General features: G+C 39.9%; 20 protein-coding genes. 7 read left to right on the top strand and 13 right to left on the bottom strand.

The window, feature by feature from the left end; translation table 11 throughout:
• Positions 1 to 8 precede the first annotated feature (8 nt).
• The 5 genes from BLS35_RS15445 to BLS35_RS15465 all read right to left on the bottom strand — a co-directional run bounded on the left by BLS35_RS15445 (position 9) and on the right by BLS35_RS15465 (position 8,015).
• Entirely contained in the window at positions 9 to 1,208 is a 1,200-nt protein-coding gene (locus BLS35_RS15445; protein ID WP_090782600.1) for an acyltransferase family protein, read from the bottom strand.
• Positions 1,209 to 2,198 carry a purple acid phosphatase family protein gene (locus tag BLS35_RS15450; RefSeq protein ID WP_090782602.1) on the bottom strand — a complete coding sequence of 330 codons (990 nt, stop codon included), beginning with the start codon at positions 2,196 to 2,198 and terminating at the stop codon, positions 1,209 to 1,211.
• 102 nt (positions 2,199 to 2,300) lie between these two features.
• Positions 2,301 to 3,977 carry a RagB/SusD family nutrient uptake outer membrane protein gene (locus tag BLS35_RS15455; RefSeq protein ID WP_090782603.1) on the bottom strand — a complete coding sequence of 559 codons (1,677 nt, stop codon included), beginning with the start codon at positions 3,975 to 3,977 and terminating at the stop codon, positions 2,301 to 2,303.
• Positions 3,978 to 3,994: 17 nt separating this feature from the next.
• On the bottom strand, positions 3,995 to 7,033 hold the full coding sequence (locus tag BLS35_RS15460; RefSeq protein WP_090782604.1) for a SusC/RagA family TonB-linked outer membrane protein: 3,039 nt from the start codon (positions 7,031 to 7,033) through the stop codon (positions 3,995 to 3,997).
• A 91-nt stretch (positions 7,034 to 7,124) separates the two neighbouring features.
• Complete coding sequence (locus BLS35_RS15465; RefSeq protein ID WP_090782670.1) at positions 7,125 to 8,015, bottom strand: inositol oxygenase family protein; 891 nt, start codon at positions 8,013 to 8,015, stop codon at positions 7,125 to 7,127.
• 150 nt (positions 8,016 to 8,165) lie between these two features.
• Between BLS35_RS15465 and BLS35_RS15470 the strand changes: the two genes are divergently transcribed.
• From BLS35_RS15470 to BLS35_RS15480, 3 genes are all read left to right on the top strand, one after another.
• Positions 8,166 to 9,182 carry a LacI family DNA-binding transcriptional regulator gene (locus BLS35_RS15470; protein ID WP_090782606.1) on the top strand — a complete coding sequence of 339 codons (1,017 nt, stop codon included), beginning with the start codon at positions 8,166 to 8,168 and terminating at the stop codon, positions 9,180 to 9,182.
• Between the two features lie 118 nt (positions 9,183 to 9,300).
• Complete coding sequence (locus BLS35_RS15475) at positions 9,301 to 11,619, top strand: GH92 family glycosyl hydrolase (protein ID WP_090782608.1); 2,319 nt, start codon at positions 9,301 to 9,303, stop codon at positions 11,617 to 11,619.
• Positions 11,620 to 11,665: 46 nt separating this feature from the next.
• On the top strand, positions 11,666 to 13,144 hold the full coding sequence (locus tag BLS35_RS15480) for a glycoside hydrolase family 28 protein (protein WP_090782610.1): 1,479 nt from the start codon (positions 11,666 to 11,668) through the stop codon (positions 13,142 to 13,144).
• Positions 13,145 to 13,169: 25 nt separating this feature from the next.
• On the opposite strand, the gene BLS35_RS15485 is transcribed toward BLS35_RS15480, so the two are convergent.
• A complete protein-coding gene (locus BLS35_RS15485; protein ID WP_090782612.1) occupies positions 13,170 to 13,586 on the bottom strand; it encodes a hypothetical protein in 417 nt (138 codons plus the stop codon).
• 138 nt (positions 13,587 to 13,724) lie between these two features.
• Between BLS35_RS15485 and BLS35_RS15490 the strand changes: the two genes are divergently transcribed.
• Positions 13,725 to 14,021 carry a hypothetical protein gene (locus BLS35_RS15490; protein WP_132225998.1) on the top strand — a complete coding sequence of 99 codons (297 nt, stop codon included), beginning with the start codon at positions 13,725 to 13,727 and terminating at the stop codon, positions 14,019 to 14,021.
• 65 nt (positions 14,022 to 14,086) lie between these two features.
• Here BLS35_RS15490 and BLS35_RS15495 read toward each other — a convergent pair whose 3' ends face one another.
• The 5 genes from BLS35_RS15495 to BLS35_RS15515 form a co-directional block, all read right to left on the bottom strand.
• Positions 14,087 to 14,215, bottom strand: a complete 129-nt coding sequence (locus BLS35_RS15495; protein WP_132225997.1) for a Dyp-type peroxidase domain-containing protein — start codon at positions 14,213 to 14,215, stop codon at positions 14,087 to 14,089.
• Positions 14,216 to 14,287: 72 nt separating this feature from the next.
• Entirely contained in the window at positions 14,288 to 15,001 is a 714-nt protein-coding gene (locus BLS35_RS15500; RefSeq protein WP_090782616.1) for a hypothetical protein, read from the bottom strand.
• A gap of 99 nt (positions 15,002 to 15,100) precedes the next feature.
• Entirely contained in the window at positions 15,101 to 17,044 is a 1,944-nt protein-coding gene (locus BLS35_RS15505) for a DUF2207 domain-containing protein (RefSeq protein ID WP_090782618.1), read from the bottom strand.
• Between the two features lie 10 nt (positions 17,045 to 17,054).
• Positions 17,055 to 17,534, bottom strand: coding sequence for a LemA family protein (locus BLS35_RS15510; protein WP_254778911.1), 480 nt, complete (start codon positions 17,532 to 17,534; stop codon positions 17,055 to 17,057).
• A 102-nt stretch (positions 17,535 to 17,636) separates the two neighbouring features.
• Positions 17,637 to 19,115, bottom strand: coding sequence for an arabinose isomerase (locus BLS35_RS15515; protein ID WP_090782623.1), 1,479 nt, complete (start codon positions 19,113 to 19,115; stop codon positions 17,637 to 17,639).
• A 104-nt stretch (positions 19,116 to 19,219) separates the two neighbouring features.
• Here BLS35_RS15515 and BLS35_RS15520 point away from each other — a divergent pair, with 104 nt between their 5' ends.
• Entirely contained in the window at positions 19,220 to 20,101 is an 882-nt protein-coding gene (locus BLS35_RS15520; RefSeq protein ID WP_090782626.1) for a helix-turn-helix transcriptional regulator, read from the top strand.
• Between the two features lie 94 nt (positions 20,102 to 20,195).
• Here BLS35_RS15520 and BLS35_RS15525 read toward each other — a convergent pair whose 3' ends face one another.
• Complete coding sequence (locus BLS35_RS15525) at positions 20,196 to 20,723, bottom strand: DinB family protein (protein ID WP_090782628.1); 528 nt, start codon at positions 20,721 to 20,723, stop codon at positions 20,196 to 20,198.
• 202 nt (positions 20,724 to 20,925) lie between these two features.
• On the opposite strand from BLS35_RS15525, the gene BLS35_RS15530 reads away from it, so the two are divergent.
• Together BLS35_RS15530 and BLS35_RS15535 are read left to right on the top strand one after the other, a co-directional pair.
• Positions 20,926 to 22,116 (top strand): winged helix-turn-helix domain-containing protein, encoded by a 1,191-nt coding sequence (locus tag BLS35_RS15530; protein WP_090782671.1) that lies wholly within the window; start codon positions 20,926 to 20,928, stop codon positions 22,114 to 22,116.
• A gap of 362 nt (positions 22,117 to 22,478) precedes the next feature.
• Entirely contained in the window at positions 22,479 to 23,339 is an 861-nt protein-coding gene (locus BLS35_RS15535; RefSeq protein ID WP_090782630.1) for an NAD(P)-dependent oxidoreductase, read from the top strand.
• A 33-nt stretch (positions 23,340 to 23,372) separates the two neighbouring features.
• Here the strand turns inward: BLS35_RS15535 and BLS35_RS15540 are convergent, their stop codons facing one another.
• Complete coding sequence (locus BLS35_RS15540; protein WP_090782632.1) at positions 23,373 to 24,470, bottom strand: glycoside hydrolase family 43 protein; 1,098 nt, start codon at positions 24,468 to 24,470, stop codon at positions 23,373 to 23,375.
• Positions 24,471 to 24,492: the final 22 nt, after the last annotated feature.

Genomic DNA, 24,492 nt, shown 5'->3' on the forward strand with positions numbered 1-24,492 from the left:
TAAATTGTTTAAATCTTTAAAAACCATTTTTTCTCGTAAAGTACTTGCAGCAGCTTAAGCTGTATAATCAGTACGCCGATCCATAATAAAACTGGCTGCCAATCCGGAATTACCATATTGATGATGCCCCCGAACAAAAAATGGGAACTAGACTCGAAATTTACGAGACCATGGGCTGCCATGTAAATGAGTATAGAATTGGTGCCAATCCAAACAAAGGGTAGGGACCAGCGTTTGTAGCCAGACACATCAATGATGTAATAGAATAATGCAAATAGTAAAACACTCCATCCGCCGGCAAATAAGACAAAAGAACTTGTCCACATGCTCTTGTTGATGGGAAAAAATGTGCCCCAGGCGATTCCGGTAAGTAACAATAGTACGCCTGCAATCGATAGTGCCAAGGTCTTTTTCAAGGGGCCGAATGAGGCGGATTCCCATTTTAAAAACTGACCGCTGAATACACCAAGCAACGCAGATGCAATAGCCGGTAGGGTAGACAACAGGCCTTCGGGATCATAAATGGTCCGGTGTAATTTTCCAGGTAAAAATTGTCGGTCGATATAAGCAGAAAGATTTCCTTCAGGAGATAAAACTCCTGCCCCATAGCCCGGCACGGGAATGAGCAGCATAATTGCACAATAACCCAAAAGGATGCCGGCAAACCATAATAGTTGCTTCGGTAGCGAACAGTTGAGGTAGATGAGGGCTGCAAAAAATGTAGCTAGCGCAATTCTACCGAGTACACTGGCAAATCTGGTGTTTTCATATCCTTGCCACTGAAGTAATCCGTTTACGACCATACCAAGTAAAATCAGCAGGAGCGTCCTTTTGACTAAAGCCAGATATAGCTTCTTTTTTGTCTTAGCCTTATCGGCCGGATTGGTGTCGTTAAAGTACTTATGATAAGAAAAAGGCATAGATACCCCGGAGATGAAAATAAATAGCGGGAAGATCATATCGTAGAATGTAAATCCATTCCAGGGGCTATGGTGCAACTGGTTACTGATAATGATCATGAAGCGTTCCAGGTAAGAAAGGCTGTTATTCGGGGATATTGTCCAGTCCTGTGCATTGCGAGTAAGTCCATGTTTGTTCATTACTACATTGGCTAAACTGTGAAAAATTCCTTCTCCACTGATGATCCAGAACATGTCAAAGCCTCGTAAAGCATCGAGAGATAGCAAACGCTTACTTATCGCTGTCATTTATTTTTTAATTAATGTTGAGTAAATGATTTCCCCCTCGTCATTGATGGTCTGCATTTGTAGCTCATTTTTACAGATAGAGATCGCCATAAAACCATATGTCGAGGCAGCCATTTCCATATCATCTATCAGCCTGACCGGTGTTTTTTCCGATGCTGCACCGGAGATAAAATAGTGTGTTTTTCCGGAAGGTTTAATGTATTGAAGGCTATGTTCATGTCCTGAAAGATAAACATCAACGCCATATTTATCAAGAATTGGTTTCAATGAATTACGAATGGCTTTTGTATCATAAGTATTTGTCCGACTGCCACCTGTAAACATAGGGTGATGTCCCACAACTATTTTCCATTTGATGTCAGGAGAGGTATCGCTCAATACTTTATTGAGCCATTTTTTTTGTAGCGTAGTATCTTGCCCCTGCACGTTTGGTCCGTATTCAGAATTTTTGTAGAATTCTGGTATGAGCGGATTGGTATCCATGAAAACAATCAGTACCTTTTGTGACTGATCTCCGTTTATAGGAAATTTCTTTGCATAATAACGTGCTGGCATTTTCCATCTTCGGCTAATTTTAGAATAAGCCACCTGTGCATCTGGGTTTGATTTATAATCGTGGTTTCCTAAAACGGGGTACCAATCCCATTGTAATGAAAAAGCTGTATAAATATCTTCAAAAGAATATTTAAAGAGCGGGTCATGTTCGCTGATTACACCGCTCGGGTAAAAGTTATCCCCTGTAGAGATGATGAACTGAGCTTTTAGATCAGCTGCGGTAATTCCCATTTGCGCTGCTACCTGTTTCTGGTGATCTGCTCCATTGCGCCCCCAATCTCCCATAGCGATAAAATTGAGACTGGAATCTTTTTTGATCAGCACTTTTGTACTGTTGCTGGTCTTTGTAGGATCTTTTAGCAGCATTTGCCCATTAACAGCAGTATGTAGCAAACTGCATTGAAAAGCAAGCAGTAAAAGTGTCTTTATCCTCATAGAAAAGAAGATTTGGTTTATAGATAGTTGGGGGATTAGTAAAATTCCCCGGAAGTGTATGTTTTCCGGGGAATTACTATTTATAGTGTAATTATTTGAAGGCTATTGAGGGTATCCGTCGTTCTGTGTCAGTTTATTATTGGTAGCTATTGCAGTGCTAGGTATTGGGAAAATACGACGGTAGGTATCTGTGTTGGTTTTAGACAAGCCATAGCTAGCTTCAAATTTACCAAATCGGATCATATCGTTGCGGTGCCATGTTTCCCATGCAAATTCTTTAGAACGTTCGTTATATAAGACATCTAAAGTGAGTGCAGTTAAAGCCGATGAGGTAGTACGGTTTGAACGTACTGAATTTACCAATCCTAGTGCCGTAGCACCTAATGTTGCTGTTCCGCCCCTGAATATTGCTTCGGCTTTCATCAGTATAATATCGGAGTAACGAAATAACGGCATATCATTGTTCTGGTTACGGTTAGTTGGATTTGTATAATCTGCTAAAAATTTTATGTTACGATAGCCAGTATTCCAGGCAATTTCATCTTTGCCCAAATCATAGGATCCAGGAGCTAGCCGCGAACTGGTAAGCGGCGTTAAATTTAATGGATAAACATATGCGGCAGCCGGACTTCCCCCAGTATAGAATTGGTTGTAGCCTAAATTGGTCGTACTAACCAGGATAGGGCTACCGTCCTGCCAGTATTGTGGGCCGGTTAACCATTGTTTGTTCCGTATGTCGTTAGGGTCATTAAAATTTGCATAAAATTCAGATGTAGTCATTCTTGGACCGCTTGGCTTATTATTAGTTAATCCACCGCCGGTGCTTTGGTTCATTACCGGATTGGTGAAGGTTCCTGGTGTAGATCCCGAATAAGAATACCTTATACCCAGATTGCGGTTCAAATCGTACCTTGCTAAAAACATGTTTCCATTAGATGTTGAGGCGTCAAAAGGGATAGCAAAAATGAATTCTTTCTGACTGGGTCCGTTGTTTGGATAAAACATTTGTAGATAAGTAGACATGGGTTCAATGCCGTACAAGCCAGAGCCAATAATTTGATCACAGGCCGCAATACAGTCATCATAGCGTGGAGTACCTGTATATACTGATGCATTTAAATACATTTTTGCCAGTATAGAATAAGCCAGATACTTGGTTGGTAAACCGTAAGTAGCCATACCTGCTGTTGATTTCAAATATGGAATTGCTGCTTTAAGTTCACTTTCAACATAATTGAATACTGCTGCCCGTGGTGATTTTGGTTTTAATTCCGTACTACCGTAAAGCGTATCTAGTGGAACGTTGCCATAAGTGTCCAGCATCATAAAATAAGCCAATGCACGCATCGTTTTTAATTCCGCCATAGTGGTGTTTTTCGTGTCCCCTGCAGGAGCCGATTTGCCGATAATGGATATTGTTTGATTGGCTGTGCCAATGATATTCGTTAAATATGTCCAGCCGCCACCTATAGAGGCATTGTCTTTTGTCCAGGTATGGCGATGTAGTTCGAGGTATCTATTGCCATCAATCCAATCGGAGGCGAACATAGGTAACACCGCTTCGTCTGATGTACAACTTTGCAAAAACCAGTAACCAGTAGCGAAATCACTTCTCAAACTGATGTATACCGGTCCTGATGCAGAAGTAAGCTGAGCAGCAGTTTGCGGGTAAGTCTCTGGGGTTAGTTCTGACGTAATTGGTACTTCGAGTTTTTGGCAGGAAGTGAATACTAAAGCACCAGTAAGTGCAAATAATATTCCAGTTAATATCTTTTTCATCTCTTTAAATTTCTTCTTTAAAATAATACGTTAATACCTAATAAAAAGGTGCGTGTTTTAGGGTAGAAGTTGTTATAATCTATACCTGGCGCAACACCGCCCTGGTTGATCTCTGGATCAATTCCTTTATACCCTGTAATGGTAAACAGGTTATTTGTAGAAGCATAAACCCTGATATTGCTGACATTTTTTAAAGGGCTTTTAAAGTTATAACCCAGCGTGGCATTGTCTAAACGAACGTAAGATCCATTTTCAATATATCTATCTGAATAAAATGAGTTTCTCGTGTCAGAAATTTTATCGTTGGCTGCGCTATTTAGTATATTGTTAACAGCTGCACCGGCTGTGTAAGACAGGTCAGCTCTGGTCGCATTAAATATTTTATTTCCAAAGGTGCCACGTATAAAGATGTTTAGATCTAAATCTTTGTATTTGAAAGTGTTACTCCATCCTAGTAATACTTTAGGTTGTGCGTTTCCCAGGTAAAAATAATCGGTACCAATGCTTGGGGTCGTCGTGGTAGAACCATCGTGTTTATAAAACAAGGATTTGCCATCAGGATCTTTGCCCGCATATTTTAGGGAGAAAAACTGACCTAATGGATAACCTACTTTTAGTAGCTGTAAAGTTGAATTGGTTTGTCCCGGCCCTTCCGGATCAGAGTACCGTATTGAGTCACCACTAGAATATGGTCCTTTAAGACTGGTTATTTTATTTTTGTTGTAAGCCATATTCATCGTACTTGACCAGGAGAAACTTTTTGTAACTACTGGTGAAGCACTCAGACTAAGTTCAATACCTTTATTGTTAATGCTTCCACCGTTGGCCCATATAGCACCCCCGGGAACAAGTGACGAAGAAACATTGTATTTAAAAAGCATATCTGTTGTGTTTTTATCATACACGTCAATACTACCTGTAATTTTGTTGTTCAGTAATCCAAAATCGACTCCTATGTTCTTGGTTGCTGTTCTTTCCCATTTCAAATCGGGATTTGAACCCTGTACTGGAGCATAGGCTGCTGCCTGAACGCCATTGTTGTAATAGGTGCCGCTAATGCCGTAAACCAGTTTTCCGGTATAAGCGCCAATACCGGAAGAATTACCTGTAACACCATAGCTGACACGAATTTTTAAGTCGCTTATAGTTGTTTGATTTTTCATAAACTCTTCTTCGCTCACTCGCCATGCTAAACCAGCTGAAGGGAAATAACCCCATTGATTATTCTCGCCGAATACAGAACTCCCGTCGCGTCTGATAGAGCCCTGAAACATGTATTTATCCTTATAACTATAATTAACCCGGAAAAAGTCAGAAATCATCAATACTCTACCATAGGTAAGATCGTTGCCAAGATTGATTCGGTAGGATGAGATGGCATAGGGATTTCCCAGTGTAAGGTTAGAAAAACCAATATTGTCGGTAGGGAAATTTGTACTTGATGTTTGAAATCCATCTCCATATACATTATCCTGGTAAGTATAGCCCAATACAGCATTGATAGCGTGATCGCCAATTTTTTTATTCCAGGTCAGGAATGTTTCCAGTGTTTTTGTCGCATTTTCGAAGTTGCTTCTTAAAGCTGAACCATTGGAACCGAACAAACTTCCAATAAGTGTATGCGATATCCCAATGCCCGGATCTGGATTGTTGTAAAAATTAGATGTTGGATATTTGCCGAAATAACTGCTGTAAAACTCACCATGTGATGATGTTGTTTTTTGATAGGAAAGGTTTATGTTATAAGTCAGATCAAAAGGCAATTTAACTTCGGTATTAAAACTACCCAGTAGGACGTTATATTTGGTTTCATCTTGTGCATTTCCGGTAATCGCTACAGGGTTAAAATAACCTGTATTGTTCAAGTTTTCAAAATAAGAGCCGTCGGCGGCATAAACTGGTGATATAGGTAGGCGCTTTGCTGCTTGTAGTAAAACTATATTTTGCAAAGGCACGTTAATAGATTTACTACCTGAATTTGATAAGTTCAAACTGAACTTAACTTTATCATTAAAGGTATACTGGTCAATGTTCAAACGACCAATAATACGATTAAGGGAGCTTTCTGCTAAAATACCATCTTTATTAAAATAGTTTAGACTGGCACTATAGCTCGTTTTGTCTGAACCACCGCTAAGAGACAAATTATGGTTTTGTGAATAAGCCGTCGAACGCTGAATGGTTTTCATCCAATCGGTATTGGTGCCAAGATCGTCATTAGGTGAGAATGCAGCACCGTTAGCGGCGATAAAAGCCCGTAATTGATCAGCATTCATTAGGTCTAATGTGTTACTTACTTTTTCTGCGCCCGCATAGCCACTGTAAGCAACCTGTGGCTGACCACTTTTACCACGTTTAGTGGTTACCATAATTACACCACTGGCCGCACGGTTACCGTAAATAGCAGTAGCAGCTGCATCTTTTAGGACATCAATTGATGCAATATCAGCAGGTGCTATTGCCGCGATATCGGCACCAGGTACGCCGTCTATAACATAGTAAGGGGCTCCAGGACTATTTACCGTGGATGCACCACGTAATATGACTGCAGCTGGTTTGTTTGGGTCACCGCTAGCACTAATATTCATCCCTGCAACCTTACCTTGTAGCAATTGCCCAACGTCTGCTATTGCACCTTTGTTAAGTTCTTCAGGTTTTACTGAAGTAATTGCGCTGGACAGCGTTTTTCTGGTACTTTTACCATAACCTACCACCACTACGTCAGACAGATTTGTGCTGGTCTGGGTAAGTTTTACGGTGTAGGATGCAGCATCTCCAACTGTGATTTCCTTTGTTTCGAATCCGATAGATTTAACTGCAAGTACATCACCTTTTTTTGCAGTAATGCTGAAGGCTCCATCGGATCCTGACGCCGTTGATTTGCTTGTTCCTTTTACGGATATCGAAGCACCCGGTAGCGGAAGGCTTTGGTCATCGACTACCTTACCTGTGATTTTTCGTTCATTTTGTGCCAGCGCTACATTGAAGGACTGGCAAATTAACAACAGTAGCATGCACAGGCAGCTACGTTGAAAAAGTGCATAATTAAATCTCATGGCGTAGTAAATTTAGTTTCATATTTGGTTAGTTTTTATTGGGTTTGACTGTTTTTTTTGATGCTTTACTGCATGGGTAAAGGAATGGACCTTAGAATTTTAGTGTGACCGGTAGGTATTTGGCGACAAGTTCCTGGTAGTAAGGCTTCAATTCTTCCCAGCTTTTTTGGTTCGGATTTTTTGAATACAGATCATAAGGATTAAAAAGGTTAACCCATTTGAACATTTCATGATCTTTTTCATTCATTAAGTGAGTATAGGCATTTTCCCGGTGCTGCGAATAAAAAGAATGATAACGCAGCATATATAAGCCTGGTTCAGGAATATAGTCTTTCATCATGTGGTACACATATTCATCATGTCCCCAGGACATGTGTATATTGTCTAATCCGCAGTTCTCACTATAAACGCCTAATTTATCCTGGTAAAGTTTATTCTGAAAATCCGGGTTGTCTTTAAAAAACTCAGGATAAACAATCTTATCAGAATAGGCGCAACCCACAGGGAAGGTATCGCCGACAACTGCCCATTGTGGTTCACCGAACAAACACAATACTTTACCCATATCATGAATCAAACCCACTAATACCATCCAATCCGGATGCCCGTCGTTCCTGATCGCCTCAGAAGTCTGCAGGAGGTGTTGCATCTGATCCAGATCTGTATCGGGATCGGAGTCATCAACCAGTTCATTTAAGAAATCGAACGCCTGCCAGATGGGCATTTCTTTTTTGTCAAACTTAAGATAGTCCGCTTTTTTCTGCATTACGAAATCATAGGTCTGGTACTTATGGTTTAGCCTGTAAAATTCTTTTACCCCATCTTTTGCCGTTTCCTCATAATTTCGGAATTCTTCTTCTTTTTTATCCTGATTGATAGTCGAAGGATCAGGATAGCGCTCCAGAACATCGTTTTCCCATTCATCCAGATTGTGTAATGGACTGTTGTTCTCTTCTGCAGGATTTATTTGGTTAGCATTCATTTGATTTTCAATTAATATTAATTGTCCTGTCAACATTTATTATGATTAAAGTTGTAGTTTTGATTTGTTAGATTTTCATATTTAACACGATTTATTTACTTAATCGGTTAAGTAAATAGTTTAAGCCGGAACAAAATTATATCTTGTAGAATGGGCGTTGTTACAATTAAAATGCTAGCTAAAGAGCTAAACCTATCTACTGCTGCTGTTTCAAAGGCATTGCGAGATAGTCATGAAATTAGCACTGCTACTAAACAAAGAGTACTTGATCTGGCTGCGTCATTACATTATGTTCCCCATCCCTACGCCGGAAGTTTAAGAGAAAAAAGAAGCAGGACAATTGCTGTCGTGATTCCCGAAGTGGCAGATAGCTTTTTTTCGCTTGCTTTGAATGGTATTGAAGCTGTAGCGATAGAAAAAGGGTACCACGCACTCATTTATCTTACGCATGAGAACCAGGAACGTGAAATAGAGATTTTAAAAGATCTGGAATCTGGAAGGGTGGATGGTGTGATCATGTCAGTCGCAATGAAAACGAATACTTTTGATCACATCAAATTACTACATAAAGTGGTGCCTCTGGTATTTTTCGATCGGGTATGCGAAGAAATTGATACGGCTAAAATTACGACCAATGATTATGAATGTGGTTACCTGGCTACCAAACACCTGATTGAAGCTGGTTGTAAAAAGATAGTGCTTTTATCTGTTTCAGAATCACTCTCTATCAGTTCCAAAAGGATGCAGGGCTATAAACAGGCATTAGTGGACTATCAGATGGATGAAACTTTATGCCGGGTTATTGATTACAATGAGGATCTGACTAGAAACTACGACTTGCTTATTGAGTTGTTGAAAAGTAAGGACAGACCTGATGGGATTGTGGCCACTGTTAGTAAAATGACGACAGAGATCTATCTGGCCTGTATGGAACTGGGGATTAAAATTCCAAATGATATTAAAGTGGTCTGTTTTTCCAATGATTCTAATGCTCCGATATTCAATCCTTCGCTAACTACAATTACACAGCCCGCGTTTGAGATGGGGAAACTTGCCGCCACTATTTTGTTTAAGGCATTGAAAAGAAATACACAGGTTTTAAGCGACGAGAGTGCTGTAATTCCTTCGGATCTTTTAATTAGAGCATCCACAACTGGATCATTATAGTCCAAGGATCTAATTACGTAATCGATTAAGTAAATAAATGTGGACGATATTGCCTGATTAAAAGGTAAAATGCAGATTTTGGGTAACGATAAACTGAATTAAGATTCAATTATTGATTATGGCCAAATATTTACTCGGGTGTCTTTTATGCATTTGTTCGCTAGAAATAGCTGCGCAACAACAAACTTATAACGTGCTTAATTATCAAACTACTGATTTGGTAAAGTATGTGCAGCCTTTATCAGGGACAGCAGCCAGTACCACAATTTCTGCGTTAAAGCATGGGGAAGATGGATCTGAGAAATTTGCAAATACCATTCCTGCAGTAGGTTTACCCTTTGGTATGACGCAGTGGACACCGCAGACCAGGACAACAGAAGTGAAGTGCCTTCCACCTTATTTTTACAGTGATAGCCTATTAAGTGGGTTTAGGGCAACACATTGGATCAGTGGTTCTTGTACACAAGATTATGGAAGCTTTACTTTCATGCCCATTACTGGTAAACTGCAAACAAAAGCTTCGGATTACGCTACCCGTTTTTCCCATAAAGATGAAATTAGCACGCCAGCCTATTATAGTCTGAAATTGCCGGAATATAACCTAAAGACAGAAATGACGGCTACTTTACGTAGTGCAATGCTGCGTGTTACTGCGACAAAAACGGATAGTTTGTATTTGCTGATTACTTCAAACAGTGATGAAAAACAAGGCTTTATAAAAGTTGATAGGAAGCGGGGCGAAGTTTACGGATTTAATCCCGTGCATCGAATTTACCAGGGACGGGGGAAGCCTGCAGGTTTTAGTGGCTATTTTGTGCTGAGGCTGGAAAAAATTGCTGCCCAAACGGGGACTTTTAGTAACGGGAATTTATTGCCTTCCGATAGCGTCATCAATCAGAAAGATATCGGCGCTTATCTTGGCTTTGAGCTGCAAAAAGGGGAACAATTATGTATTAAAGTCGGCACCTCTTTTAGCAGCATTGAAGGAGCCAGGAAAAATCTGGATGCAGAAATTCAGGGATGGGACTTTAATGCGCTTGCAGAAAAAAATAGACAGGTATGGGAAAAGGCTTTAGGACAGACCAGCATACAGACTTCAAACGAAAAGGATAAAAGAATTTTTTATACGGCACTTTATCACGTAATGCAGCATCCAAGGCTATACAATGATATCGACGGTACCTATCCTCGCTTTGCTGGTAATTATCAATTGAATAAATTGAGCAAGGGAAACTATTACGATGATTTCTCTATGTGGGACATATATAGAGCACATTTGCCGTTAATGGAGATCCTGCAACCCGGATTGGTAAATGATTGGGCACAGTCTATGGTATTAAAGGGTACACAAGGAGGATGGTTACCTATTTTTCCATGCTGGAACAATTATACCTCCGCAATGGTAGGTGATCATGGAACTGCCTTCATTGCATCGGCATATAACAAGGGTATAAGGGATTATGATGTGGAGGAGGCGTACAGGCTGATGCGTCAGAATGCCTTTAAGGTTGCCGGTGATGTCGATTATAAAAATGGGATGGGACGTAGGGCGCTCAGTTCCTACCTGAAGTATGGCTATATCCCTATGCAGGATAGTGTACAGGAGGCATTTCATAAAAAAGAACAGGTTAGTCGTACTTTGGAATATGCCTATGATGATTATGCGTTAGCTGAAGTTGCTAAAGGATTGGGCAAAACCGGTGATTATCATACGCTGATAAAAAGGGCTAAGAATTATAAAAACGTTTTCGATCCTGCTGTAAAGATGATGAGGGGGCGAAATACTGATGGAACCTGGTATCAACCATTTAAACCAGATTCAAGAGAACCTTATATTACTGAGGGAACACCCAGACAATACACTTTTTATGTGCCCCAGGATGTACCCGGACTGGCTAGTTTAATGGGAGGAAGACCCCAACTCGAAAAAGCACTAGATTCTTTGTTTGCTAAAAAGGAATACTGGCATGGCAATGAACCCGGACATCAGATTCCATTTATGTACAATTATACTTCTTCACCTTGGAAAACTTCAAAACATGTCCACCAGATTTTAAGTGAAGAATATAGTGATGGTCCTGGTGGTTTAAGTGGCAATGATGATGCGGGACAAATGTCGGCCTGGTATGTTTTTGCTGCAATGGGTTTTTATCCCTTAAATCCTGTTTCTGATCAATATCTTTTATCAGTTCCGTTATTTAGTAATGTTAAGATCAAGTTGGCAAATAATCGATTTTTTGAAATCGTTAGACATCAGAAAAATCCACAAGCTACTTTTATCAAAAGTTTAATGCTAAATGGTAAACCTTATTCAAAAACATTTATCAGGTATGCCGATATCACAAAAGGAGGGAAGTTGGAATTCTTTATGGACGAGCAGCCCTCCGTATGGGGTAGAGCAGTAAAAGATCAGCCGGCAGGCCTCGGTGCCCGATAATTTTAACGTGTTAATCATTGTTTTTTACCAAATAAAATATGAAATTATGAATGTTGCAAAGAGATCTGCACTTATTTTAAATGTTCTTTTGATGTGCTTTGTACCAGTGTTTGCGCTGGCCATCAATCCGGCTGGATTTGGCAAGGATTATAATATTGTTGCTTACGGCGCAATTGGTGATGGACGTAAGGATGATGCCGCCGCAATTCAAAAAGCTATTGATGCCTGTTCTGCTGCGGGAGGGGGGCGTGTAGTTGTGCCTTCGGGGAAAACATATCTTGCCGGACCCTTTAAATTAAAGTCTTTCGTAGAATTTTATGTGGAAACAAACGCTAAGGTGTTGGCTAACCCTGATGAACGGGTATATACAGAAAGTGCATTCCGTGCCAATAAGGCTGAGGGAACAATATGGATTGGCGGGGAAAACCTGGTAAATGTAACCATTTGTGGGAATGGAACTATTGATGGCAATGGAATCTCATTTATGGGGGCGGAGCTGGAAGATTCTTATGTGTTAAAACCATTCCATGTGATAGATCCCAGGCCACATATATTGACTATCGTAGGAGGTAAAAATATCAGAATTCATGACCTTACGATCCGGAACTCCGCTTACTGGACGGTTCATTTGATTGGCTGCGATGATGTGGTGATTGATAACATTACACTTTTGAATAGCTTAAAGGTGAGGAATAGTGACGGGATCGATCTTGACCATAGTAAAAATGTCCGCATCAGTAATTGCTATATCGAGTCCGGTGATGATTGTATTTGTTTAAAAAACAGGCGTGAATACGAAGAATTCGGGGCCTGTGAAAACATTACAGTGACCAATTGTACCATGAGTTCGCGTTCATGTGCGATAAAGATAGGCTCTGAAAATATGGATAGCATCAATAATGTTATTATCAATAATTGTATCATATCAAAAAGCAACAGAGGTATTGGTATTCAGAATAGGGATGAAGGAACGGTTTCCAATGTGATATTCTCTAATATCATTATTGGTGCTCAACTGTTCTCTGACGTGTGGTGGGGCAAAGCAGAACCTATTTACGTTACGGCGTATCCACGAGCCAAGGGCAATAATAAAGATGCTGGCTGGCGCTTTCCAAAGGGACAAACAGAGGGAAAAGTAGGGGCGGTGACAAATATCTATTTCAGCAACATCAAATCGATCAGTGAGAATGGGATTTATGTTGGGGCAGAGTCGGCCGATAAAGTTTCAGGAATTGTTTTTGATAACATTGACATGCTTTTGCATAAAACCACCTCATTACCGGGCGGGGTTTACGACCGCCGTCCGAGTAATGTTGAAGGCTTATTAAAAGCACCTACTTCTGCGTTTTTCCTGGATAAAGTAAGCAATATTACTATCCGGAACAGTGCCGTAACCTGGGGTAAAAATCTGCCTGATTATTTTGCACACGTATTGGAAAGTAATGGGGTTACTGGTTTAAAAATGATTAACCTGGAAGGAGATTCTGCATTCCCTGGTAAAATACAGGCCATCAATGAACAATAGCTTTATAGACTGAACAGATATAGCACTACGGTCGATTACGATAGTAGTTCAGGAGGGCACTACCATCTCCGTGTTCATCCAATGTAAAGTTGGTTGTCTCTAAGATTTTAGCCTCTTTGCCCAAGATCGAAATGGTGTAACTCGCTCCGGGTATTCCCTCGCTGACACTCGCCGAAAAGCCGACACCCACAATGTTTTTATGTAATTTTACAGTCTTTTGCCAAGGCGGTGTCACTTGTTCTTCATAGGTAAGATCATCAGGAATTTCTGTCAAATTAGGATCGGTCATGGTCGGCGTATACTGAACCTCCACTTGGAGAGTACCGGGGCCAGTAAGTTTATAGGTATATTCATAGCTGGGTTCTTCATTGTTGTCTTTGGAACAGCTACCCAGCATGGTCGCTGTAACAAGAAAAAATAGGGTTAAGATTTTTAGTTTCATACTTAATATTTGTGGGATTTTTCGCGAAATCCCAGACAAATACTATACCATTACAAGAGGCGAGGGGTTTTTATCTTGTTTAAGATTCTTAACTTTAATCCAATCAAAAGCGAAGGTTTCATTAAATACCTGCTAACCATGATAAATAAGATTGATGAAATGTTAACCGAATATGACCTAACTAAAGAAGGCAGTATTTTACCTATGTTAGACGATTTTGATGAAGAAGAGATAAGGGAGTATTGTTGGAAGGTATTGCATACTTACCCTGATCTAAAAAAAGAAGACTGGATTATTGGAATTGAAGGAGGGGATTTTATTTACAGTTTTGAAAGGAACTATATTTTTATCACGGACGATATTTGGAGCTTTAATTTGTTTGCCAAACAACCGGTTTTGATATTACTGGCAGAAAAGATAAAAGCATTAAAGTAAACAAGCCGTTAATCAATAGTAATAAAAAGAGGGAGTTTTTGGCAATGAGATTCCTTATTATTTTATTATCCTGCAAAATCTTTTAGCATATCTATCGAAGGACAAAAGAATAAAGTTCCTGTTTTAGCGGTACTGAAATCCAAAATCCTGTCGTAATTGCCTTCGGGCTCGCCTTTAAACATTCGAGTAAGCATTTTGGTTAGTATAATAGTCTTGGTAGCGAATCAATACCGTTCGATTCGCTACCAAGACTGTTGATGCAAAGGTTAATTCTTTCCTTTGTTTTTGTCATTATAGTCATTAAATGCATTTACATATGCCTCAGCTAGCTGTGGTTTAAAAGCCGCTTTTTTAGCCATAGCCATCATTTTGGCTGCAAGTCCTTTTTTAACAACGATAGGTTCATTTCCGTAACCTCCGCCTTTATATTTCGCCAATACTTCTGGAGTATCCTCAAAATATGGTTGAAGATCAGTATCGAATGCGTTTTTCGCTTTACCTTCATTGTCTTTTGTGATCAATATCTTAAAGCCAGTGAACAAGGCATTTGTTCTTTTTTTCTTCCATTCAATAAACTCTTCTTCAGTTCCAGCGAATCCTTCAGTATCGGCTTCATAAGAGTAAAAACGGTGAGCTTTGATTCTACCTGTTGCTAATCTTTCCAACATATGGTCATTTGTACCAAGGCTCTTAAGTTGTAAGTTTTCTAGATCTACAAAATGCACTTTGTCAAAAGCCCTGGTCCCAACCTGGTAAAATTTAAGGTCATCGGCTTTATATTTTTTTGCTTTTGTTTTAGGATTAACTGCAAGCTGAGCTGAATCCTTAAGGAAAATAAAGCGTTGATTATGCCACGGAGCATCATCATAAAGTATAATAGAACCGCTTATACGGGTTCCGTCGTTAAGGATGGCGTAACCAGGCTGATAACCATTCTGTGCCTTGCTGGCAGAAAAGGTGAATACTAAAAGTATCACCATTAAATAATTTAAGTGTTTTTTATTCACGTTAATTCGAGTTTAAATATTTTCTTGAAAGATAATCTTTTTACGGTGTTTCCTTTCCTGTATATTTAGTTTTTACCAGCCACCTCCGCCACCGCCACCGCCGCCTCCACCAGAAGAACCGCCTCCGCTACTCCCAGAGCTCCAGCTTGAACTTCCTGATGATCCTGAGGAAGAGCCTGTATCTGGTTTACTATCACTAACCGCGCTGCTAAATGGTACGATAAAACCTTTTGCAATTTTAGGATAATAAAACTTGTCGCCCTCGTACCAATCAGGACTATAATCTGCCTGATTGAGTAGCTCTTCAAATTTGGCTCCCCAGGCATTTTCTACATCAAGCGCAAGTGCATAAGGCAAAAATTTCTCAAACAATTCTGGTGTATGTTCTGGCGGATTCAATAGGTTTAAGCGATGTTCTTCTGCTGTTTCCAGATATATTTTAAATCCTTTAATCTTACTTATAACATCAGTTCCGGATGCTGTAGGGGCCCTGATCAGGTAAACATATACCGCATACATGATGGTACTGGTTACAATGAATACAAGTGAAATTATAGGTAGTTTGCTCAAGTTAGAAAGAAGCATATACAGCGGAACCCCGCCGAACCCAGCTCCCCAAATGATCAGGAAAATTCCAGCAGCCACAGATTCGCCGATTATTTTCAATCCTCCAAAGAAACAAAATCCTCCGATTACAACGAAAGGACTAAGGAAAAGTATCATTAAAGGTGTGCCAGTTTCTACAAAAACCATGAATACAACAAATACAGCCAGCGTAATCAGGGTGGATTTGATTAAATGCTTTTTGTGACTCATGAAAAAACCTTTTAAGTCAAGCTGCGGTTTCAAGCTGTCCTGATGCGCATTTTTTGCCGCATTTATAGTCGAACCATTCGATTTATTGACGTATATTCTATTTCTTTTGTTGAAGAAGCGGATGTAAATGGCATCTTCTTCTTTCGATAGCAGATTTGTTAAATCCGCTGATTTTTCAACGGCATAGTCTTCTTTTTTAAGGCCTGCTCCTTTGGTGATTTTTATGACTTTTTTAACAGCCATATTGATGATGGAGATGGCAAAGGACTTGTCATCTATTTTTTTTATGTAAAAATAGCGGAGTAGGGCTGGCGACCAGTTATTTGGAATATTAAAGCTAGGTATGATGACTGGTTCTTGCGGGTCCCGGCCATAACGCGACCAGCTGATGTAATACCAGGTCCCAAGACCAATCAGCAACAGAAGGGTTAGTGTTATTTTCAGATAGTCCTGATAAAAAAGTTCGAAATTAGATGGTCTGTGTATAATCCCTTTAGTGAAAGCTGAGGCCACCGTAAATCCACTTCCCGGTGGCAGACTTTCGGTAGTTTGAAAGCTAACAGACTGGTCGGGATTGATGTTGATGCTACAGTTTTTACTGGTTGAACCACTAGGACCAGTATAACAGGCTGTGTTGCCAGCTAAGGCCCCGTGAGGAAGTACAATGGTAGCGGAGGCTTTTTCTATTTCAAAATTCCACTCACTGCCAGTGACATTCCAGTAAATTTCATCGTAGCTTTTAAAGAAACCAATCTGTCCTTTTGTTTGGTAATTGATTTCATACGTGTAGACTCCTGGATTAAGAATAATATCTTCGTTTCCCATGTATATACTGCGGATGCTACCATCGTTTTTGGTCTTGTAGTTTTCTTTCTCTCCATTTTTTAAAATGCTCGTGATTTTAAAATCTACAGATTTTCTGTCGCCAAATATATCTTTACGATACACAGGGATGCTCCTAACAATACCGCGTTTAATTTGATCGCCAGATACATAAACCTTAATTTTTTCAGATAGATACATCATACCTGAGGTATCAATTCTGATGTCGGTATGAAAAGAAATAATTCTTTCGGATTGGTTCTCCTGTGGACTTTGTTCTGTAAGTGTTTCCTGTGCAAGCGTTTTTGTGAAGAGAATAGAGCTGAGCAGTACGATTAGGGACAGCCAACGCAGCGCAAATAAATATTTAAGTTTCATTTTTGTTGATTTAAAAGGAAACCTTTACCGGTTCGCGTTCTGTAGAATTGTTTATTTCGAAGAAAATGCCATTTTCAAATCCAAAGATGGATGCAATAAGGTTGGAAGGGAAGGATTGAACCTGAATGTTATTTTCCCTTACGGTCCCGTTGTAATATCTTCTGGAGAGTTCAATTTCAGTTTCTATGGTTTCCAGTTGAGTTTGGAGCTGTTGGAAATTGGTATTTGCTTTCAAATCAGGGTAACTTTCAGCAATGAGCATCAATCTACTGATGTTTTCTGAAAGATGGTTTTCTGTATTGATTTTCTCTTGATTTTGCTGGGACTGAATTGCTTCATTACGCAATCGGACCAGATCTTGCATCAGTTTTTGTTCATGATTTGCATAACCCTTCACCGTTTCAATGAGGTTCGGGATCAATTCATACCGTTTCTTCAAATACACATCGATTCCGCTCCAGGCTTCTTTCATCCTGTTTTTCTTGTTCACAAGTGCATTGTAATAAAATATGCTGCTAACTATTAGCAAGCAAACTAGGGCGATTAAGATGTATAACATAGGTAGGAGAAAGATAGAAAAAAATCCAAATATTTAGCAAACCTTAATTACATCCATATTTAGTAATTGCCCCAACTTATCAATTTTTGAGCTGATATGACCAATACCTACAGCGCAATGGTGTGCAGGGCCATAACTGTTCCAGCGGTTTACAAAATTACGTGCGCCAATTGGAAATTTATAACGACTGTTTGTATTTCCAATCTGTAATATTTCGCCAGGTACAGATTCGGCTTCAGCGACCAAAAGCATTAGCTTCCCAGCTTTTTGTTCAACTACCGACAGCAAGGTTACCGGTCCATTTTTTACTGACATCTCCACAGATACCCCTTTGCCTACTTTGCCATGATAAACCCCTAAAGGCCTTACTTTTGTTTTACCCTCGGCAATGGCAATATGTCCGGGCCCATCATGGCCCATCAATACTACATCATCATTAAAATCCATGGCATAATACTCGGTAAAAGAACCTCCAGCTCCAAAACAATCCATGATTTTCATGGCCTGGGCATTCTTGATTTCGTATTCACCCGCAACAGGTATACCCTGAGCCGTTAATAAAGAGTTGCCTAAAATGATTGAGCTAATGGCTTCCTCATTATCCATATTACCCGTTCCTTTATAGTAATAAGCCATTGAACCCAGTTGATAATGTGCTACTAACTTATCTAACGCAACAGATGTAATCGCGGACTTTTCAAGTTCTTCTGCCGGACAATCAGGTTGTACATCGAAGGTGCTGCTGAACAATTGAAGTCTGTCGTTCATTTCCTGTTTTGTCACCTGCTTACGCAAGGCAGCCAGCTCTTCTACCTCAATGAGCTCAATATGGCCGCCAAAATGGGCATATTGCTGAGTGAGGTCAGAATAAATATCCAGCATGCCACTGTAATAATGTCCCATGCAACCCATGCGGTTATAGAACATGGTATTGGCTACTTTTGCAGCTTCAACCCACTCTGTAATTTCATTCCAGCATTCCGGATCGTTTTTTAGCATTCCTGTAATCTGCTGAAACTTGATGCCGACTCTGTTGAAAACGTTAGCTATTTCGGGTACGGGACAGGCTGAACAATAAGAAAGCCATTCGCCAGTCATTTTGGTTCGATCGGTCATAGCATTAAAAGAGGTGTAATCAATGGCCGCATCTGGGCTTAAATTAAGGATGATTACAGGAACCTTCGCACGCTGTACCACAGGTAAAACCGTGGAGGAAAGTGCGTAGGTAGTAACATATAAAAAGATCAGATCAACATCGGCGGTTTTAAAAAGCTTACCTGCAGCAAAAGCTTTGTCCGTATTGTCGACCAACCCCGCATTAACGATTTGAGGATGAATATTGGAGAGATTTTGCTCAACTACGTTCAGATAACCTTCAAGTCGTTCTTTTAAACCCTCAAATTGAGGCCAATAGGTGTCGAGACCAATGCCAAATAAACCTATTTTTAGGGTCGAATTTGATTTTTTAGTTAAAAATGATTGTTTTGCCGAACTTGGTGCTATATTATTCATATCAGGTTTTATATTAATGGTTAAGCAAACTTTGCCATTTAACTTTGATTAATCAATGTACAATCTGATAAACAAGATATACTTATTGAGAAACCTTAATCTATATGACCAACTACTTTAAATACCTTCCGGTAAGTGATGAGGATATCAATTGGGGATTACATGTATTAAATGCTGGTTGCAACAGGATTGAGCATAATGTAAGTTATCCGGCTCCCGGACATCCCGATGATCATTATTTCAACTGGGACAACGGTAGGGTATTGAATGAATATCAGATAGTATACATTTCGAGGGGTAGAGGGATTTTTGAGTCAGAAGGTTGTCGGGAGACTAGCATACAAGAAGGCACTGTTATATTGCTATTTCCAGGAGAATGGCATCGTTTTAAGCCAGATGCAGAAACTGGATGGGATGAATTTTGGGTTGGCTTTAAAGGTGAAATTGTGGAGAATATTGTGAAAAAACATTTCCTGACACCTAAACAGTGTATTTTACATATGGGTGTTGATCATCAGATCATTCATCTTTTTATGGAGATTATAGGTCATACAAAAAATGAGCAGCCCGGGTATCAGCCACTCATTTCCGGTATAGTACTTCATCTGCTTGGCGAAATATACACCAGAACCAAGCAGGAAGCGATCAAACAGAAAGATATATCTGAAATGTTGATCGAGAAAGCCAGGGTAATATTAAGAACAAATGTAAATACAAACATTCCTATAGAAAAAGTTGCTGAAGAGCTTCAGGTAAGCTATTCCTGGTTTAGGAAAGTATTTAAAGCTTTTACCGGTATGGCACCACATCAGTATCTTTTGCAGCTTAAAATTGAAAAGGCAAGACTGTTATTGACAGGCACTACAAAACCGATTAAAGAAATTGCTTTCGAACTTGGTTTTGAATCCTCATTTTACTTCTCCAGGATCTTTAAAGTTAAAATGGGTGAATCTCCGGATTCCTATCGGAAAACCAAACGACCGTAGTTCTGAGTTATAAAAATGGAGCCTACTACTTTATGTGTGAAGCTCCAGTATTTATTGTAATGATTTGGAAATGATAAGAAGGGGAGACCCCGTATTAAAATAGTTTTTCCTGTGGCGGTTTCACTCCTGCCAATCGAAGATATACGGTTGTTTGCCCCCTGTGATGTGTCTGGTGTTCAAAGTCCTTAGCCAAAGCCGTTCCTTTAGTCATATCGAAGCGCCCAAACAATTTGATGGGTTCATCTAATTGTGCATCTGTCATCTTTTTTATATTATCGATCACAAAATCATAGCTTGCCAGCACTAAGGTGCTCACATTAGCTTTCGATTTATCAGTAGTTTTTTCCAATTCTCCCTGACCATACGGACTTTTTACACCTGTAGCTGCCGAAACAAAACCATAGTTGGCATCCGCCAGATGTAATACTTGTTCCGCAAAAGATCGCATCTCTGGGGTAGGCTTTAACGCATAGCCACTTTCTGGCATTGCATCCAGATATTCCTTAGTATAAGCTTTCGCTCTTTCCCACTCTTTTACCTGATCAGCTACTTTGGCTTGCGCCATTGCTAATTGACCGCCCATGATTAAACATAGTGTCACTACTAAACTTTTAAGTTTCATATTTTTAGATTTTTAAATGAATATTTAGATTTTTCCTTTTGCTTATGTTAATTTACTGTTTTTCTTATTGTTATGAGGTTCTATTTTTGCCATTAACAAATTTACAGAGAAATTGTGTTTTCAGGATGGGGCGAAATAGACATTATAGCAGGGAGATTTGGACATATAAACTTTATCTTTTGCAAGAAAAACAATGGACCTAATGGAATATATTTCCCTTACGAAATCGCAATCACGGAAAATCATCCTTGATGCCGCTGGGCTTGCCAGGAAAGCGCAGTTCGGGTTTGGAATCGAGGCTGTTTATCAAGTGATTGATCATTTGGGGTTCGTACAATTGGATACGAATTATGTAGTGGAACGTGCGCATCACCACGTCATGGCCGCGCGTGTACCGGACTATCAAACGGAATGGCTGGCTGACCTTTGCGAAGATGGCCGCATTTATGAGTACTTCAGTTCGGATGCGGGCTATCTCCCCATGCCTGATTTCCGCTTCTCACTACCTGTGAAAAAAGCTTTTGAAACGCAGGGGAAACCGCTCACTAAACCAGAGGTCAATTTAATGAAGCATATTCTGGATCGGGTGGAACGCGAAGGCCCATTAATGGTTGGGGATTTTGATAATGACCGATTGGAGGCTAGTTCAGGTTGGTGGGACTGGCGACCCGCCAAGGTTGCGCTTGAAAGACTTTATCTTGATGGAAAACTGATGATTAGCCGTACCAAAGCCTTCCAGAAAGTCTACGACTTGCCGCTCAATTTAGTGCCGCAGGAAACAGACCTAACCATGCCCACAGAGGAGGAATACGCCTGCTTTGTCATATCTCGGACTTTAAGAGCACTCGGTATTGCCTCTGCCAAGGAAATGGCTTGGCGTGCTCGTCGTGTGAAAGGTAATCTTATTAAAAAGGAATTGGAAAAGATGGTTCAGAGCGGCAAAGTAAAAACGGTAGTTGTCGAAGGGCTGAAAGGTCCGCTTTATATGCTTCCCAATCAAAAAATTAACATTAAACTATCCAATGAAGTCTTCATTCTTTCACCTTTCGATGTTCTCAATGTCTTCCGTCATCGCCTAAAGGATTTCTTCAATTTTGATTACCAGATCGAGTGCTTTGTGCCTGCCCCTAAACGGCTGTATGGTTATTTTTCACTACCGATACTTGCAGGTGAAACTTTTATCGCAAGAATGGATGCCAAAGCAGATCGTAAACAAAAAATACTGATTGTCCATAATATCCATTTTGAACCCGTTGATCTTGGGCAAATCATTATCGAAAAGTTTATTCAAGGCTTAAAAGCATACGCTCAATTCAACCAATGCCAGGATATTATCTTTAAGCGATCCAATAATGAAGCCTATTTGGAAGCGATCAGGATTCATTTCGATTAGGGGCTAATGTCTAATCTTCTTCTTCCATAAATAATACACCTCTTTCATAGAAAAGTAACGGGTTACTATTTGGTTTCGATCTGAGTTTGGTTAAAAGAAATTTAATTCACAGTGTATTAACGGATGTTAACCGGACACTACTCGGCTCCACCCGGGTAGTATCCGAGTAATGTCCGGGTAATGTCCGGGAATATGCCGGGTTTGTAGTGTTACCTTTAAGGTAACTTTTGGGAGTTAAGCCGGCATTTTTAGATAGGATTTAAGTTGTTTGATAATATTTTTATAATTATGATTTGTCTTCAAGAGGTAGAATAAGTTAGAAATATTTAAATTTGGTCGCTTCCATTAGCTGAATATAAAATATGAATAAATTAAAGATAGGTTGGGCCGGGCTGGGTAATATGGGTACGGCAATGGCTTTTAATATACTCAACTCTGGATACGAGCTAACGGTTTTTAACCGCAGTAAGGATAAGGAACAGGTACTGATTGCTGCCGGGGCGATATCAGCAAAAAGCCTTCAGGACTTAGCATCACATTGCGATGTAGTCTTTACGATGCTTTCTGATGATATGGCAGTGAAATCGGTTTATAATGAAACTGATGGTCTGCTTTCTGGAGGAGAGAGCGGAAAGTTATTTATAGATATGAGCACGGTTGCGCCAGAGACCTCTCGTCATCTTTCTACACTTTGTAAAACCAAACAAGTGTCGTTCTTGGATGCTCCTGTTTCGGGTAGTGTACAACCTGCCAGGGATGGTAAATTAATCATCCTTGTTGGCGGTGATGAGCAAGATTTTGAAAAGGCTAAGCCGATTTTAGATGTGCTGGGCAAACTTGCTTTGCATTTAGGCGATTCAGGTGCGGGGAGTTCAGCTAAGTTGGCGATTAATTATTTGTTAGGCATCAACATTCAGGCACTGGCTGAAACCGTTCTTTTTGCCGAGCAAAATGGGATCAGTAAAGAAAATATGCTAACCATTATCAACGAAGGTGCTTGTGGAAATGGAATCATTAAATTGAAAACCCCTTCTGTATTGGCTGACAGTTTTCCACCGGCATTTGCTTTGAAATACATCGTTAAAGATTTAAGGCTGGCAAAAGGAGCCGGGTTAAATTCGCCGCTTTCAAATCCATTATTGACTACGTTTGAAGCTGCGGCAGCAGATGGGCTTGGGGAGGAAGATTTGATGGCGGTAATTAAACATTTGAGGGGGAGCTAATTTCCCCCCTAAATAATTCTTGTATTTAATAGTTTACTCTATTATTGGCTTGATTAGGTCGATACTTCCATCTTTTTGGTGTATCAACTCGGTCACTTTTATGTTTCTCAAGTGCGTCTTATTTGACAATTGCGTATCATGATAATAAATATACCATTTGCCATTATGTTCAATAATGGAGTGGTGTGTAGTCCATCCCTGAACAGGATCCATAAATGTTCCCTGGTAGGTGAATGGACCGTATGGGGTATCTCCAATCGCATAGGCAAGGAAATGTGTGTCACCTGTTGAATAAGTGAAATAGTACTTTCCCTTGTATTTGTGTAGCCAGGCTCCCTCAAAAAATCTTCTGTCATGATCTTTGGTCAAAAGTGGTTTGCCTTCCTTGTCTAATAGCTCTACATCTTTTACCGGACCATCAAAACTTAGCATATCTGAACTCATTTTTGCTACTTTAGCATTAAGAGCCGGTTCATTCTCTTTCCCAGAGTCGGTTTTGGAGCCATTAGCGTCATACTTTCCATTATTCCACCGTTGGAGCTGTCCACCCCAAATCCCACCAAAATACATATAGGAATTACCATCTGTATCGGTGAAAACTGCAGGATCTATACTATAACTTCCTTCAATTGGTTTTGGCTCTGCTTTAAATGGTCCAGCCGGAGTTTTAGCCGTTGCAACGCCAATTCTGAACACATCTTGTTTATCCTTAACAGGAAAATAGAGATAATAAGTACCATTCTTAAATGCCGCATCAGGAGCCCAAAGTTGTCGGCCAGCCCATGGAATATCTTTTATACTTAAAGCAACACCATGATCGGTTACTTTGCCATTAACGCTGTCCATACTTAAAATATGATAATCACGCATGTCGAAATGATCTCCGCTGTCGTTTTCCTGCGTTCCACCTTCAATATCATGAGAAGGATAGATATATATTTTTCCCTCAAAAATATGGGCGGAGGGGTCTGCTGTATAAATTTCCGAGATCAAAGGTTGGGAAAGAAATTTTGATTTTTTTATGCTGTCTGCAACTGCTACTTTTGCGGCTTTGCCATTTTGCTGACAAGCACTCGTAACCAACGTTGCTATAGTAATTGCCAGAACAGAAGGCAGTTTTAATTTGTTCATAGTTTTATTTTAAGGTTATTAA

The sequence above is a fragment of the Pedobacter sp. ok626 genome (genome assembly GCF_900100435.1).
In the GTDB taxonomy this organism is placed as follows: Bacteria; Bacteroidota; Bacteroidia; order Sphingobacteriales; family Sphingobacteriaceae; genus Pedobacter.